This is a genomic window from Nocardia farcinica (genome assembly GCF_001182745.1).
GTDB classification, from domain to species: Bacteria; Actinomycetota; Actinomycetes; order Mycobacteriales; family Mycobacteriaceae; genus Nocardia; species Nocardia farcinica.
The window spans coordinates 1,748,213-1,763,371 of the sequence record NZ_LN868939.1; the positions used below are offsets into that span (position 1 = coordinate 1,748,213).

Below are 15,159 nucleotides of genomic sequence, written 5' to 3' on the forward strand. Positions count from 1 at the left end.
AAAGACCGCACCGCCGCCGGACGACCCGGCACCGGATGCACACGTAAGCTGTGGGCATGTCTTCGGCCATCCCCTTGAACGTCGGAATCGCTCGCTCCGCGGGCACCGCGACAGTCGACGCCGACACCGCCAAGCGCGTGCTGCTCGCCGAGCCACGCGGCTACTGCGCGGGCGTCGACCGCGCCGTCGAGACCGTGGAGAAGGCGCTGGAGAAGCACGGCGCGCCGATCTACGTGCGCAAGGAGATCGTGCACAACCGGCACGTGGTGGAGACCCTGCGCGAGCGCGGCGTCGTCTTCGTCGACGACACCGCCGAGGTGCCCGAGGGCGCGGTCGTCGTGTTCTCCGCGCACGGCGTCTCACCCGCGGTGCACGAGGCCGCCGCCGCCCGCAACCTGCACACCATCGACGCGACCTGTCCGCTGGTCACCAAGGTGCACCAGGAGGCCAAGCGCTTCGCCCGCGACGACTACGACATCCTGCTGATCGGCCACGAAGGCCACGAGGAGGTCGAAGGCACCGCCGGTGAGGCGCCCGAGCACGTGCAGCTCGTCGACGGACCCGACGCGGTGGACCGCGTGCGGGTGCGCGACGAGAACAAGGTGATCTGGCTGTCCCAGACCACCCTGAGCGTCGACGAGACGATGGAGACCGTGCAGCGGCTGCGCGAGCGCTTCCCCTCGCTCCAGGACCCGCCCAGCGACGACATCTGCTACGCCACCCAGAACCGCCAGGTCGCGGTGAAGGCGATGGCCCCCGAATGCGATCTCGTGATCGTGGTCGGCTCGCGCAACTCCTCGAACTCGGTGCGCCTGGTCGAGGTCGCGCTCAACGCGGGCGCCAAGGCCGCCCACCTGGTCGACTACGCCCGCGAGGTCGATCCGGCCTGGCTGGAGGGCGTGCGCACCATCGGCATCACCTCGGGCGCCTCGGTGCCGGAGATCCTGGTGCGCGGCGTGCTGGACATGCTGGCCGAGCACGGATACGCCGACGTGCAGCCGGTCACCACCGCCAACGAGACCCTGGTCTTCGCCCTGCCGCGGGAACTGCGCACCACGCGTCGCTGACCCTGCCCATCCGCTCGAACGGCCGCCCCGCATCCCGCGGGGCGGCCGTCGTCGTCACAGGCTCTCCGGCTTACGCCGCTGCGGGCGTCCCGGCTCGCGATCGCGGTACCGGACATTCGGCTGGGGATGCGGTGGCACCGAGCCGCGCGCCCGCGCCCGCGGAGCGGCCTCCGCCTCGGCGCGCGACATCGCCGCCGTCGGCCGCGCCGCACCACGCACCGGCGGCCTGCCCTCCCGCGGCGGCCTGCCGTTGACCCGCGGCGGCACGTCCGCGACATCGCGCGGCGGGCGCCTGCCCAGCAAGGGCGCCTCGTACTTGTCCGTCTCGGGCTCATCGACCTCGGGACGCGGTCGCCTGACCTTCTTCCGCGCCGACACCGGCTCGGGCGCCTTCCGGGCAGGCTTCTTCTTCGGGGCCGGCGTGCGTCCCCAACTGGTCGCCCGCTTCACCTCGTCGCGATGTCCGGCACCGGTCTCCCTGCGATAGCTCACGATCCGGTAGCCACCGATCAACAGCACCAGCACGGTGGCCAGCATCATCGTCGGGAAGCGGTTCACCAGCGGAATCGCCAGATTGAGCAGGATGTCCTTCAGCCCGGTCGACCCACCCCCGCTGAGCTGCTGATACGCCAGCGGCACCGCGACGAACAACAGCAACGGCGGCAACACCAAGGTGGTGAACAACCCCCGCATCCGCACCGCAAGCACCGCCGCCACGCAGCCGACGACATAGAGCACCGCGAACGTGGAAGTCAGGTCGACGGCGTCGCCGCGCGCGTCGAGCAGGAAGCCCAGGAGCGTGCAGCCGATCGCGATCAGGACAGCCGACCATGCCGGCACACCCGGCACCGTCGGCAGGATCGAACGCTGCAGCGCGGGCACCCGGGATCGCACACGTTGGGAAGCAGCCACACAAAGACCCTAACTGTGTTGCTTTTGTGCCGTCGATCTGCCGCGCTGGGCTTGTTTTGCCGCTCCTTCGTCGCGGCGACCATTGTGTGCCGCCTCTCGCTTCGCTCGAACCGCGATGGTGTCCTGCCCTCACGCCGGTGGGGCACGGCCGGCACGCCCTTGCCGGGCTGTGCCCGCGTCGCCCGTCGCCGTCGACTCGAGCCCGGCACCGCACTTCCACAATCCCCGAAAGCAAGCTCACAGCGCACCGAGCCCACCATGTCCGACTCGGCCCCGTCCACCCTCCACGCCGCCCGGCCTCCGGATCACCCGGCCTCCGCCACCGTCCGCGTTCGGGTCGTCCGGTCTGGGCGTCCGGCGCGTTTGGGGGCTGTCCAGCGTTCGGGTTGTCCGGTCTGGGCCTTCGGCGGGGTCTGTGGGCTGTCCAGCGTTCGGGTCGTCCGGCTTGGGCCTCTGGTGAGTCTGTGGGCTGTCCAGCGTTCGGGTCGTCCCGCCTCCGCCCCGGCCAGCCTTTGGGGCCGCCCGGCCTCCGCACCGTCCAGCCGTCGCACCGCCCGGCCTCTGGGCCGTCCGGGTCATCCAGCGCCGATGGGGCCTGGTTGCACTCGCCCCCACCCACCTCCCACCCCCGCCCACCTAAACGGAATACCTCCGTTTCGAGCGAAGCGAGAGACAACACACAACGGTCGCGGCTGTCTCGCGTGGGGGAGCCCGCGGCGCAAGCGACGAAGGAGCAAGCCGCGGGCTCCCCCACGCGAGACACCTGGGGGCCGCGACCCGCCGCGACGAAGGAGCGGCAAGAAGACACAGCCGCGACCCGCCCGACGAAGGAGGGCAAATCGAACCCTGTCGGTGGGAGGGCTTACGGTGTCGAATCATGCGGCTGCTGCACACCTCGGATTGGCATGTGGGCCGGACGTTTCACGGCGTCGATCTGCTCGTCGATCAGGCGCGCTCGCTGGCGGCGATCGCGGAGCTGGTGGCCGAGGAGTCGGTGGACGTGGTGGTGGTGCCGGGTGACGTCTACGACCGCTCGATTCCCAGTGCGGACGCGATCGCGGTGTGCACCAGGGGTTTGGAGGCGATCAGGGCCGCGGGTGCGGTGATCGTGGCGACGTCGGGCAATCATGATTCGCCTGCTCGGCTCGGGGCGGGGGCGAGTTTCGCGGCGGCGGGCGGGTTGTATCTGCGGACGCGGTTGGCGGAGGCGGACCGGCCGATCGTGTTGCGTGACGATGCGGGTGAGGTGGCCTTCTACGGCATTCCGTATCTGGAGCCGGAGGTGGTGCGCGGGGAGTTGGGTGTGCCGCGGGCACGCTCGCACGCCGAGGTGCTGGATGTGGTGATGGATCGGGTGCGGGCGGATCTGGCGGGCAGACCGGGAGTGCGGTCGGTGGTACTCGCGCACGCGTTCGTGGTCGGTGGGGCGGCGACGGGGTCGGAGCGCTCGATTTCGGTGGGCGGCGTGGAGACGGTGCCGTTGTCGGCGTTCGACGGTGTCGATTACGTGGCGCTCGGGCATCTGCATTCGCCGCAGACGTTGTCGGCGTCGGTGCGGTATTCGGGTTCGCCGCTGCCGTATTCGTTCGGGGAGGCGTCGCACCGCAAGGCGGTGTGGATCATTGATCTGGACGAGTCGGGGGTGGCCGAGGTGCGGCGTCGGGATCTGCCGGTGGTGCGGGGTTTGAGCCGGTTGACCGGCACGCTCGAGGAGTTGCTGTCCGATCCGGCGCACGAGGACGCGGTGGCGCATTACGTGTCGGCGACGTTGACCGATACGGCGCGCCCGATCGACGCGATGCGCCGGCTGCGGAACCGGTTCCCGCACGCGGTCCACGTGGAATGGGTTCGGCCGGACGCCGATTCGGTGCTGCATTATCGGGAGCGGGTGCGCGGGCGCGATGACGCGGAGGTCGCGCGCAGTTTCCTCACCGATGTGCGGGGTGAGCCGTCGACGGCGGAATTGCGGTGGCTGGAGCGGGCGTTGGCCGCGGGTGTCACCGAGCCGGAGGGTGCCGCGGTGCTCGCCGGATCGGATGCGGCCGAGGAATTGTCGGCGTGAGGGAGTCGGGGGTGGGTGAGGTGGCCGGGTGAGGCTGCATCGGCTGGAGATGACGGCGTTCGGCCCGTTCGCGCGGCCGACGGTGGTCGATTTCGACGCGCTCGGCGCCGACGGGCTGTTCCTGTTGCACGGCCAGACCGGCGCGGGCAAGACCACCGTGCTCGACGCCATCGCGTTCGCGCTGTACGGGCGGGTGCCCGGCGCGCGCGGGGAGAGCAAACGACTGCATTCCGACCACGCGCCCGCGCAGACGCCGCCGCGGGTGGTGCTGGAGGCGACGTTGGGTGGCCGGCGGCTGCGGCTGACCCGCTCGCCGGAGTTCGAGCGGCCCAAGCTGCGCGGCAGCGGCGTGCGCACCGAGCAGCCGAAGGCGACGTTGGAGTGGCTGGACGGGCGCGGGGAGAACCTGTCCCGCATCCCCGATATCGGTGAGGAGATCGTGCGGCTGCTCGGCATGAGCGCCGACCAGTTCTTCCAGGTGGTGCTGCTGCCGCAGGGCGATTTCGCGCGGTTCCTGCGCGCGGAGAACGAGGACCGCGAGAAGCTGCTGGAAAAGCTGTTCGACACCCGCCGTTTCGGCGTGGCCGAACAGTGGCTGGCCGAGCGGCGCCGCGCGTCGGCCGCCGATCTCGAACAGCGCAAGCAGGGCATCGAGCGGCTGATCGCCCAGATCCGCGGCGCGGCGGGGTTGAGCGTCACCGAATCGGTCGGGGTGCTCGAGTGCGTGGACTGGTCCCAGGAACTGCTCGCCACCGCCCGGGACGAGCTGGCCGCCGCCACCGCCGACGCCGCAGCGCGCGAACAGGAATGCGCCCATCTGCGCAAGGAAGCCGAGGAACTGCGCACCCTCGACGACCTGCGCCGCCGGATGGCCGCCGCGCACGACCAGCTCACCCGCTACCACGCCACCGCCGATCAGCGCGGCGCCCGCCGAGCGGAACTCGAGGCCGCCCGCCGCGCCCAGCCGGTCACCGAAGCCATCGACGAAGCCCGGGCCGCCGTCATGGAATCGCGCCACCGCGAGAACGAAGCCCGCACGGCCGCCCGAGCTCTCGCCACCGCGCTCGCCGTCCCCGAGGCCGCCGACCTCCGCGCCGACCTGCTGGTCTGGGATGATGGTGCGGTTGCGCGGGGTTCATCACGCGAAGGCGCGCCCGTCGCCGAAACCACCGGCATGGCTTCGGCTCTCGGCTCTCAGGAGCCGGAGGGCGCAGCGGCGGGACGTGCGGCGGGCTCGGAGATCACCGACCCCCACCTGCGCGACGACGCCGACCTCGACGCCGCGGTGCGCAGGTGGAGCACCCTGATCGGCGCACTGGACGCCGTTCGTGCCGACGCGACGACCGCCGCCGAATCGAGGGCCGAGCTGGCGAACCTGCGGGCCGAGGACGACGACCTGGCACGTCGGACCGCGGAACTGATCGAGCGCCGGGCGGCCCTGCCGGAGTCGATCACCGCCGCGGACCGCCGGTTGCGGGAAGCGGGTGACGCGGCCGCCGCGCTGCCCGCACTGGCCGCCGAGTGCGAACGTCTGCAATCCGCCGCGAGCGCCGCGGTGGAGCTGGCCAAGCGCCGCACCGCGCTGGACGCGACCCGCGTGGAATTCGAGACGGCTCGTGCCGCGCACAACGACGCGCGCGAGCGGGTGCTCGAGGTGCGGGAGCGGCGACTGGCGGGGATGGCCGCCGAGCTGGCGAGCGCGCTGGTCGACGGGCAGCCCTGCGCGGTGTGTGGGTCGCATGAGCATCCCGCCCCGGCCGAACCCGCCGACCGCGCGGTGTCGAAAGAGGCTGAGGACGCCGCCGTCGCCGCCGAACGGGCGGCCGAGCAGCGCCGCGACGAGATCGGCGCCCGCATCGCGGGATTGGAGCGCGAGATCGAAGCGCTCATCGCCCGGGGCGGCGACACCGACCGTGTCGAGCTGGCCGCCGCACTGCGCTCGGCCACCGCCCGCTACGAGGATGCGGCCGACACGGCGGCGCAGCGCGAGGCCGCCCAGGCGGAGCTGGACCGGTTGCGTGGCGAGGAGGCCCGCAGCCACGACGACCTGCGCGCGGCCGAGGCCCGGCGCAGCGCCGTGGCCGCCCGGATCGCCGCCACCGAGGATCGCCTGGCCCGGGCGACGGAAAGCCTGCGCCGGGCTGCGGGCGCGGACACCGATGTCGAGCGACGGCGCACGCGCCTGGAAGCGCTCATCGACACCGCGACCGTGTTGCTCCGGGCCCGCGCCGCCGTCGCCACGGCCCGCCAGCACGTCACCGTGGTCGCCAAGCGCGTCGAAAACCTCGCCGCCGCGGCGGGGTTCGTGCCGGATGCGGTGCCCGAGGACGAGGTCGCCCGGCTCACCGCGTTCGCTCGCGTGGTGAACGCGGCCGCCCGGCCCCGGCCGCGGCAGGACGAGATCGAGGCCGAACTGACTGCCGCCGACCGCGCCCGCGCCGCTGCCGAAGCGGTCTTGGCCGAGCCGGAGATCCAGGCCGCCGCCGCGGCCGAACCGGGCGACCTGGTCGCGGTCGAGCAGGCGCTGACCCACGCGCAGCAGCGCTCGAACGCCGCGGTGGCGGCCAAGGCGGAGGCGGGCAGGCGGGTGCAACTGCTCGAGGAACTCGGCACCCAGCTGTGGACCGAGGTCGACCGCCTCGCCCCGCTGCAACGCGCCCACGACGAACTCGACCGCCTCGCCGACGTGGTCGCCGGGCGCGGCGAGAACAACCGCCGCATGTCGCTGCGCTCCTATGTGCTGGCGGCCCGGCTCGAGGAGGTCGCGCTCGCCGGCTCGGTGCGGTTGCGCCGGATGTCGGGCGGGCGTTACGAATTCGTGCATTCCGACAAGGCGGGCCCGCGTGGCCGCCGCGGCGGGTTGGGCCTGGACATCCGCGACGACTACACCGGCGCGGTCCGCCCGGCCAAGACCCTGTCCGGCGGCGAGACCTTCATGGCCTCCCTGGCGCTGGCCCTCGGCCTGGCCGACACCGTCGCCGCCGAATCCGGCGGCGTCGTGCTGGACACCCTGTTCATCGACGAGGGTTTCGGCAGTCTCGACGCCGACACCCTGGACGCCGTCATGGGCGTCCTCGACGAACTGCGGGCGGGCGGCCGGGTGGTCGGCATCGTCAGCCACGTGGACGAGATGCGCCAGCGCATCCCCAGCCGCTTGCACGTCATCCGCGGACGTGACGGTTCGCGGCTGGAGACGACGGTCGCCTGACGCCGCGCCGGGAACGTTCTCACCGTCGGCCGCGCGCCTCGTGGTCGAGCAGCCACCGCTTGGCGGGCAGTCCCCACCGGAAGCCGCCCAGCGCACCGCCGATCCGCAGGACCCGGTGGCACGGGACGAACAGGGCGGCGGCGTTGCGGGCGCAGGCGTTGGCGGCGGCGCGGGTGGCGGCGGGGCGTCCGGCGAGGGCGGCGAACTCGGTGTAGGTCACCGGGTCGCCGGCGGGGATCTTGCGCAGGACGTCCCAGGCGTGGGTGAGGAATTCGCCGGAGCGCTGGCGGACGGGCACCGGGTCGATCGCGGCGGTGTCGCCGCCGTGGTAGGCCAGCACCGCGCGGGTGATCTCGCCGAGGTCGTCGCGTTCGCACAGCTCGGCGGGGCGCAGCGCCGGATGCACGAGCAGGCGCAGCTCCGCCGGGTCGGCGGTCCAGCCCGCGGCCAGGACGGCGCCGTCGCGATCGGCGAGTGCGGTGAACGGCCCGATGGGGGTGTCGGTGATGGCGTAGTCGGCTGTGGTGATGGACATGGGAGGGGCTCGCTTTCGTCGGGAGTTCGGGTCAGCCCGCGCGGCGGCCGGGAACGCGGGCGGCCAGCGCGGTCTTCCACAGGTGCATGGACAGGTAGGACCGCCACGGCGCCCAGCGGGCGGTGTCGGCGAGGTCGAGGCCGAGCAGGTCGGCGCCCTGCCGGACGACCAGGTCGGTGCTGAGCAGGATGTCGGGGTCGGCGAGCAATCGCATGGTGACGTAGTCGGCGGTCCAGGGGCCCACGCCGTCGAGCGCCAACAGGTCGGCTCGCAGGTCGGTGGCCGTGCGGCCCTGATGCAACGCCAGTTCACCGGAGGCGACGGCGTCGGCGGCCCGCACGATCGACCGCACCCGGCGGGCGGGTCCGGTGAGCACGTCGGCGCCGTGTTCGGCGAGGGTGGCGGCGGTGGGGAACAGCCGCAGCGCGGCCCCGTCCACGGGCTCGCCCAGCGCCGCCACCAGCCGCGCGGTGTGCGTGGCCGCCGCACCCACCGAGATCTGCTGCCCGATCATGGTGCGCAGCAACAACTCCGCCGGTTCCAGGCAGCCGGGCACCCGGATGCCCGGCGCGACCCCCAGCACTTCGTCGATCCCCATCGGGTCGGCATCGAGGTCGAGCAGGTGCCGCACCCGCGCCACCGTCGGCGCCAGATCGCGCATGTCGTGCAGCGCGAGCTGGGCCCGCACATGGTCGTCGCGGAACCCGAGCCGCACGATCGCGTGCCCGTGCGGTGTCCGCAGGGCGCGGGTGTAGGTGCCGTCCGCCCACGACTCCATGCCGGGTGCCGCGTGCGCGCTCAGGAACCACTCCAGCCAGGCGCGGTCCAGGGGTTCCCGGAACGGCAGCCGCAGCGTCAGCGTGCCGTTGGTGGCCGGTGCGCTGCGCCGGGACCGCTTGGCCTCGGCGCGCATCACCGTCGGGCTGACGGCGAACACCTCGCGCACCGTGTCGTTGAACTGGCGGATGCTTGCGAATCCGGCCGCGAACGCGACATCCGACATCGGCATGTCGGTGGTCTGGATCAGCAGCCGCGCGGTGTGGGCGCGGTGGGCGCGCGCCAACGCCAGCGGGCCCGCGCCGAGTTCGGTGGTCAGCACCCGGGTCAGCTGCCGCTGGGAGTAGCCCAGTGCCGCCGCCAGCGCGGGCACGCCGCCGCGTTCGATCACGCCGTCGCCGATCAGCCGCATCGCCCGCGCGGCCAGGTCGGCGCGCGTGTTCCACAGCGGGGAGCCCGGCGCGGCATCGGGCAGGCAGCGGCGGCAGGCGCGGTAGCCCGCCTGCTGCGCGGCCGCGGCGGTCGGCAGGAACGTCACGTTGGCGCGCTTGGGGGTGATCGCCGGGCAGGACGGCCGACAGTAGATCCCCGTGGTGCGCACCGCCGTGAAGAACTGGCCGTCGAAGCGGGAGTCCCTGGTGGAGACCGCTCGATAGCAGCGTTCGAAATCCAGCGCGGTGATCGTCACGCAGTCCACGATCGCACCTGCCCGACGGCGGTGCTAGCGGAAATCGGACGCGACGACCCCCGCGCTCGACGCCTACGCGCTCAGCAGCAGCGGCTGGCCGGATTGCGCTCGGCCTCGGCGTGCCGGGTGCGCCAGTACTCCCGTTCGCTGGGGACCGGCCGATCCGGGTGCCTGCGGCGCAGGTGCGCGACGTAGCGCTGGTAGTCCTGCCCGCCGACCACCGAATCACACCACCAGAGCACCGCGCGCACCCCGTCGCGCAGCCGCTGCCCCGCGCCCATCACGCCCTCGATTCGGTCTTGTCGGGTGCCTGGTGCGCCGCGCCGGGCGCGCGCACCTTGCCCGCCGCGATCAGCGCGTCCCACTCCTTCTGCACCTCCCGCTCGGCGGGTGTGGCGATGAAGCCGCTGGGCGCGAAGATCTTCGACGGCTCCTCCGGCGACTCGGTGGTCGGACTCTCCCCGGCCCGCCAGGCCCGCAGGCACACGATGGTGCCGACGACGGCCACCACCAGCACCAGCACCGCGAACACGATCGAGAGCGTGCCCTGGATGAAGGTGTTGCGCACCACCACGTCCACCTCCTGCGGCGTCTTGGCCGTCAGGCAGAGTGTGCCCGCCTCCTGCGCCTGCTGGCACAGGCTGTGCTGCTTCCAATAGCCGACCTTCGGGTCGGCGGAGAAGATCTTCTGCCAGGAGGCCGTCATCGTCACCAGCAGATCCCACACCAGCGGGATGCCGGGAATCCAGGCCCATTTCACCAGGCCCTTCTTCACGATGATGGTCAGCACGACGGTCAACGCCACCGCGGCCAGCAGCTGGTTGGCGATGCCGAACAGCGGGTAGAGGGCGTTGATGCCGCCCAGCGGATCGTTCACGCCCATCAGCAGGATCGAGCCCCACGCGGCGACCACGACCACCGAGCAGACCCAGGCGCCCACCCGCCACGACGGGTCCTTGAACTTGCGCAGCGGACCACCGAAGTTGCCCAACGCGTCCGAGACCATGAACCGCGCGACGCGGGTGCCCGCGTCGATGGTGGTGAGGATGAACAGCGCCTCGAACATGATCGCGAAGTGGTACCAGAACGACTTCATGCTCTCCCCGCCGAGGAAGCGGTGGAACACCTCGGAGATGCCGACGGCCAGGGTCGGCGCGCCGCCGGTGCGGGAGATGATGGTGTTCTCACCGACGTCGGCGGCCGCTCCCGCGAAGGCCTCCGCGGTGGCGGGCGGACCGGACAGGCCGAGCGAGTTGGTGTATTGGGCCGCCTTCTCGGGGGTGCCGCCGGTGAGCCCGAGCGGCGCGTTCATGCCGAAGTAGAGGTGCTGGTCGATGATGGTGGCGGTGATGATGGCCATCACCGCGACGAACGACTCCATCAGCATGCCGCCGTAGCCGATCATCTTCGCGTGCGATTCCTTCTCCAGCAGTTTGGGAGTGGTGCCGGAGGAGATCAGCGCGTGGAAGCCCGAGAGCGCGCCGCAGGCGATGGTGATGAACAGGAACGGGAACAGGCTGCCCGCGAAGGCGGGACCGGTACCACTGGTGGCGAATTCGGAGATCGCGGGCGCCTTCAGCACCGGCATGGTGACCAGGATGCCGATGGCCAGCAGGCCGATGGTGCCGATCTTCATGAACGTCGACAGGTAGTCGCGCGGCGCCAGCAGCAGCCACACCGGCAGCACCGAGGCGAGGAAGCCGTAGCCGATCAGCAGCCAGGCGATGGTGGTGCGCGAGAGCGTGAACCAGTCGGTGCCCCAGTCGGTTTCCGACACCCAGCCACCGGCGACGATGGCCAGCAGCAGCAGCGCGATGCCGATCACCGACACCTCGCCCACCTTGCCCGGCCGCAGGAACCGCAGGTAGATGCCCATGAACAGGGCGATGGGGATGGTCATGGCGATGGAGAACACACCCCATGGGCTCTCGCCGAGCGCGTTCACGACGACCAGCGCCAGCACCGCCAGCAGGATCATCATGATCACGATGATCGCGGCGATGGCCGCGACACCGCCGACCACGCCGAGCTCGTCGCGCGCCATCTGCCCGAGGCTGCGCCCGCGCCGTTTCGTCGAAGCCCACAGCACCAGGTAGTCCTGCACCGCACCGGCCAGACATACGCCGACCACGATCCAGATGGTGCCCGGCAGATACCCCATCTGCGCCGCCAGCACCGGACCGACCAGCGGGCCCGCGCCCGCGATGGCCGCGAAGTGGTGGCCGTAGAGGACCCGGCGGTCCATCGGCATGAAATCCTTGCCGTTCTCCAGGATTTCGGCCGGGGTGGCGAGGTCGTCGCGCGGCTTGGTGATCTTCCATTCGATGAACCGCGCGTAGAGGCGGTAGGCGATCACATACGTACACACCGCCGCGATGACGATCCACACCGCGTTGACGTTCTCGCCGCGCGCGAGGGCGAGGATCGACCAGGCGACGGCGCCGAGTATCGCGATCCCGGCGAGGACGGCCTTCTTGGCCGGGGTCATGGGGGATCGGTCGACCACGCCCACCGGGGGCAGGTCGGGGTCGGTCCGCAGATATTCGATTGTCGCCATCTGCTACTCCTGGTGACGCAGGACATGAAACAGATGACAGCGTATCGGATGGTCCGGGCGCGCTGAGCGGTTTGGGGGCATCGTCGCCGCAGCGTTGTGCGGGGCCGGGTGGTGCCCGGCCCCGGCGCTCAGTCGCCCCAGTAGGTGCCGAAACTCCAGATGTTGCCCTCCGGGTCGCGCACGGTGAAGCCGCGCGATCCGTAGTCCTCGTCGCGGAGCCCGAGCACCACCTCGGCGCCGGCGGCGGTGGCGCGGGCGAACAGCCCGTCGGGGTCGTCGCAGACGAGGTAGATCGAGTCGTTGCCCGGTGTGCGCTGTCCGAAGACGGAGTCGTCCTTGCCCGCCGAGCCGTACATGACGCCGCCGCCGAGCGGCCAGCGCAGTTCGCCGTGCTCGACGATCGAGGGGTCGTCGGCGCGGGTGTAGGCGGCGGTCTGCTCGAAGCCGAAGGCGTTCACCAGGAACGCGCTCATGGCGTTGGCATCGCGGAAGGTCAGGCACGGCCAGACGGCGGTGCGGGTGCGGGTTGCTGCCGGAGTGGTCGTCGAATCGGTCATGACTCCAGGGTCATCCGCGCGCGGTGTTCTCGTCTTGGACGGATGGAACCTCCTGCGCCAGCCAGGTGGTCGGGCTGCACCCGGCCAGTTCGGCGAAATCACGGTTCAGGTGCGCCTGGTCGTAGTAGCCGCAGGCCGCCGCGACCTGGGCGATCGTCACGAACGACGGCGTGCGCTCCAGCATCCGCCTGGCTCGCTCGAAGCGGGTGATGCGCGCGGCCAGCTTCGGGCCGAGGCCGAACTCCGTGGCGAACCGCCGGGTGAGGTGCTGGCGGCTCCACCCGATCCGCTCGGCCAACGCGCCCACGTGCACCGCGCCGCCGCTGTCGACCACCGCCCGCCAGGCCCACGCCAGCTCCGGCACCACCAGCCGGTCCGGGCAGGCGAGCCTGGTCAGCACCTCGTCGCACACCGCGAACCGCTCCCGCCACGACGCGGGCCCCTGCAACCGCTCCCACAGCTCGTCCGCGGCCGGTCCCGCGATCTCCGCGCATTCCAGCGTCGTGTTCCACAGCGCTCCCGCCGGCAGCCCGAACAGCACCCGGCACCCCAGCGGGGTCAACTCGATCCCGACACCCTCTTGGTGCCCGTTGTGCGCGATCGCCGCCGCGCTCGCCTGGAGTCCGCTGAGCACGCAGCGGTAGTCGCCCGGGCTCTGGGTGCGGTCGGTCTGCTCGACCACGTCGATGGTCGGGCCGATGGCGACGATGAAGGTGAGGTGCCGCGACGGCAGCCCCCGGTGCAGGCCGGGCGCGTACCCGGTCATCCGGTAGCCGGTGTAGTGATCGATGAATCCCGCCAGCGCGGGGGCGGGCCGCGCGGTCACCACCTCGGTGGTCGGCTCCATGCGTTCACGCTACGCCCGCCCACCGACCGGCACGAGCGACGGCGCCGCTCGGCGCCCGCGGCCCGGCGCGTAGACTTTCCGACCTGTGAGTCTCACCCTCGGAATCGTCGGCCTGCCCAACGTCGGAAAGTCGACGCTGTTCAACGCGCTGACCAAGAACGACGTGCTGGCCGCGAACTACCCGTTCGCGACCATCGAACCCAACGTCGGCGTGGTCCCGCTGCCGGACCCGAGGCTGGAGAAGCTGGCCGAGATCTTCGGCTCCGAGCGCATCGTGCCCGCCACCGTGTCGTTCGTCGACATCGCCGGCATCGTCAAGGGCGCCTCCGAGGGCGCGGGTCTGGGCAACAAGTTCCTCGCCAACATCCGCGAAGCCGACGCCATCTGCCAGGTGGTGCGCGTGTTCGCCGACGACGACGTGGTGCACGTCGACGGCCGCGTCGACCCCGCCGCCGACATCGAGGTCATCGAAACCGAGCTCATCCTCGCCGACCTGCAGACCCTGGAGAAGGCCGTCGTCCGTCTCGACAAGGAAGCCAAGGTCAAGAAGGACCGCAAGCCCGTCGCCGACGCCGCCAAGGCCGCCCAGGAGATCCTCAACAGCGGAAAGACCCTGTTCGCCGCCCGGAACGAGGTCGACACCGACCTGCTCAAGGAACTGTCGCTGCTGACCATCAAGCCGTTCCTGTACGTCTTCAACGCCGACGAGTCCGTGCTCACCGACGAGGCACGCAAGGAGTCGCTGAAGGCCTCCGTGGCCCCCGCCGACGCGGTGTTCCTCGACGCCAAGGTGGAAGCCGAGCTCCTCGAACTCGACGACGAATCCGCCGCCGAACTGCTCGAATCCATCGGCCAGACCGAACCGGGCCTGCACGCCCTCGCTCGCGCCGGCTTCCACACCCTCGGCCTGCAGACCTACCTGACCGCCGGGCCCAAGGAAGCGCGGGCGTGGACCATCCACCAGGGCGACACCGCCCCGAAGGCCGCAGGCGTCATCCACACCGACTTCGAGCGCGGCTTCATCAAGGCCGAGATCGTGGCGTTCGACGACCTGGTCGAGGCGGGGTCGATGGCGGCCGCCAAGGCCGCGGGCAAGGTGCGGATGGAAGGTAAGGACTACGTCATGGCCGACGGCGACGTCGTGGAGTTCCGGCACTCGTAGAACAGCGAAAGGACGGGCTCGCAGTCCCGGCCGCACTCGGCGCAGGCCCGGTACGCCTCCCCGGGCCGCGCGGACCGCTCGGTCATGCACTCCAGTCCCGCCCCGAGCGCGTCTCGCAGCCATCTCCTTCGCAAAGACGCGACGAGTCCCCGCCGAGCGGGCAGGCACCCGCTAAGGAAAGCCGTTGTTTGCGCAAAGGACTGTTTGGAGGTACGGCGGGCCTCGTGACTCGAAGCGCACTCCCCGACCAGGATCTCGATGCGGCGTTCGCCGCGCTGGGCGATTCCACGCGCCGCCAGATCGTCGCTCGCCTGGCACGCGGCGACGCCTCCGTACGCGAACTGGCAGCGCCGTTCGACATGACGCCGCAGGCGGTGTCGCATCACGTCGGGATTCTCCGGCGCTGCGGTCTCATCGAGCAGCGCATCGAGGCGCAGCGAAGGCCCTGTCGGCTGAACGTGCAGCGCATGCAGGAGCTCGCCGGGTGGATTTCCGAGCAGCAGCGCGAATGGCACTCACGGCTCGACCGGCTCGAAGAGCACATCGCGTCGATGACGAGGACCGACCGATGACGTCTTGGTCGCGCCTCGACGGCGCGGAGCTGATCGCGACGCGTCACCTCGATGCGGATATCGCGCTGGTGTGGGAGGCCTTCACGACCCCGGCGCATCTTGCGGCCTTCTGGGGTGGGCGCCACGCCGCCGTTCCGGCGGACTCGGTGAGTGTCGACCTCCGCGTGGGCGGCCGCTTCGAGCTCCGCACGGTCGGGGGCCGACGGCGCGAGTGA

At 71.5% G+C, this 15,159-nt stretch carries 13 protein-coding genes; 6 read left to right on the forward strand and 7 right to left on the reverse strand.

Going from position 1 to position 15,159, the window contains the following annotated elements; translation table 11 throughout:
* The first annotated feature begins 56 nt into the window (after positions 1-56).
* On the forward strand, positions 57-1,067 hold the full coding sequence (locus AMO33_RS24855) for a 4-hydroxy-3-methylbut-2-enyl diphosphate reductase (protein WP_011211331.1): 1,011 nt from the start codon (positions 57-59) through the stop codon (positions 1,065-1,067).
* Between the two features lie 54 nt (positions 1,068-1,121).
* Here the strand turns inward: AMO33_RS24855 and AMO33_RS24860 are convergent, their stop codons facing one another.
* Complete coding sequence (locus AMO33_RS24860; RefSeq protein ID WP_011211330.1) at positions 1,122-1,979, reverse strand: DUF6542 domain-containing protein; 858 nt, start codon at positions 1,977-1,979, stop codon at positions 1,122-1,124.
* 877 nt (positions 1,980-2,856) lie between these two features.
* On the opposite strand from AMO33_RS24860, the gene AMO33_RS24865 reads away from it, so the two are divergent.
* Together AMO33_RS24865 and AMO33_RS24870 are read left to right on the forward strand one after the other, a co-directional pair.
* Positions 2,857-4,041: an exonuclease SbcCD subunit D gene (locus AMO33_RS24865; RefSeq protein WP_011211329.1), complete on the forward strand. Its 1,185-nt coding sequence runs from the start codon at positions 2,857-2,859 to the stop codon at positions 4,039-4,041.
* A 28-nt stretch (positions 4,042-4,069) separates the two neighbouring features.
* On the forward strand, positions 4,070-7,249 hold the full coding sequence (locus AMO33_RS24870; RefSeq protein ID WP_060594468.1) for an AAA family ATPase: 3,180 nt from the start codon (positions 4,070-4,072) through the stop codon (positions 7,247-7,249).
* Positions 7,250-7,268: 19 nt separating this feature from the next.
* Here AMO33_RS24870 and AMO33_RS24875 read toward each other — a convergent pair whose 3' ends face one another.
* The 6 genes from AMO33_RS24875 to AMO33_RS24900 all read right to left on the reverse strand — a co-directional run bounded on the left by AMO33_RS24875 (position 7,269) and on the right by AMO33_RS24900 (position 13,210).
* Entirely contained in the window at positions 7,269-7,784 is a 516-nt protein-coding gene (locus AMO33_RS24875) for a methylated-DNA--[protein]-cysteine S-methyltransferase (protein WP_060594469.1), read from the reverse strand.
* Positions 7,785-7,815: 31 nt separating this feature from the next.
* Positions 7,816-9,258, reverse strand: coding sequence for an AlkA N-terminal domain-containing protein (locus tag AMO33_RS24880; protein WP_060594470.1), 1,443 nt, complete (start codon positions 9,256-9,258; stop codon positions 7,816-7,818).
* A gap of 71 nt (positions 9,259-9,329) precedes the next feature.
* On the reverse strand, positions 9,330-9,530 hold the full coding sequence (locus AMO33_RS24885) for a YbdD/YjiX family protein (RefSeq protein ID WP_060594471.1): 201 nt from the start codon (positions 9,528-9,530) through the stop codon (positions 9,330-9,332).
* Entirely contained in the window at positions 9,530-11,806 is a 2,277-nt protein-coding gene (locus tag AMO33_RS24890) for a carbon starvation CstA family protein (protein WP_060594472.1), read from the reverse strand. Before AMO33_RS24890 ends, AMO33_RS24885 begins: the two co-directional genes overlap by 1 nt.
* A gap of 128 nt (positions 11,807-11,934) precedes the next feature.
* Positions 11,935-12,363 (reverse strand): VOC family protein, encoded by a 429-nt coding sequence (locus tag AMO33_RS24895; RefSeq protein WP_060594473.1) that lies wholly within the window; start codon positions 12,361-12,363, stop codon positions 11,935-11,937.
* A 10-nt stretch (positions 12,364-12,373) separates the two neighbouring features.
* Positions 12,374-13,210 carry an AraC family transcriptional regulator gene (locus AMO33_RS24900; RefSeq protein ID WP_011211322.1) on the reverse strand — a complete coding sequence of 279 codons (837 nt, stop codon included), beginning with the start codon at positions 13,208-13,210 and terminating at the stop codon, positions 12,374-12,376.
* An 85-nt stretch (positions 13,211-13,295) separates the two neighbouring features.
* On the opposite strand from AMO33_RS24900, the gene ychF reads away from it, so the two are divergent.
* The 3 genes from ychF (at position 13,296) to AMO33_RS32715 (ending at position 15,159) form a co-directional block, all read left to right on the forward strand.
* Complete coding sequence (gene ychF / locus AMO33_RS24905; RefSeq protein ID WP_060594474.1) at positions 13,296-14,372, forward strand: redox-regulated ATPase YchF; 1,077 nt, start codon at positions 13,296-13,298, stop codon at positions 14,370-14,372.
* Positions 14,373-14,596: 224 nt separating this feature from the next.
* Positions 14,597-14,944: an ArsR/SmtB family transcription factor gene (locus AMO33_RS24910; RefSeq protein WP_060594475.1), complete on the forward strand. Its 348-nt coding sequence runs from the start codon at positions 14,597-14,599 to the stop codon at positions 14,942-14,944.
* The gene (locus tag AMO33_RS32715; protein WP_060594476.1) at positions 14,941-15,159 is read left to right on the forward strand and encodes an SRPBCC family protein; all 219 of its coding nucleotides are present in this window, start codon (positions 14,941-14,943) and stop codon (positions 15,157-15,159) included. The genes AMO33_RS24910 and AMO33_RS32715 overlap by 4 nt, the downstream gene beginning before the upstream one ends.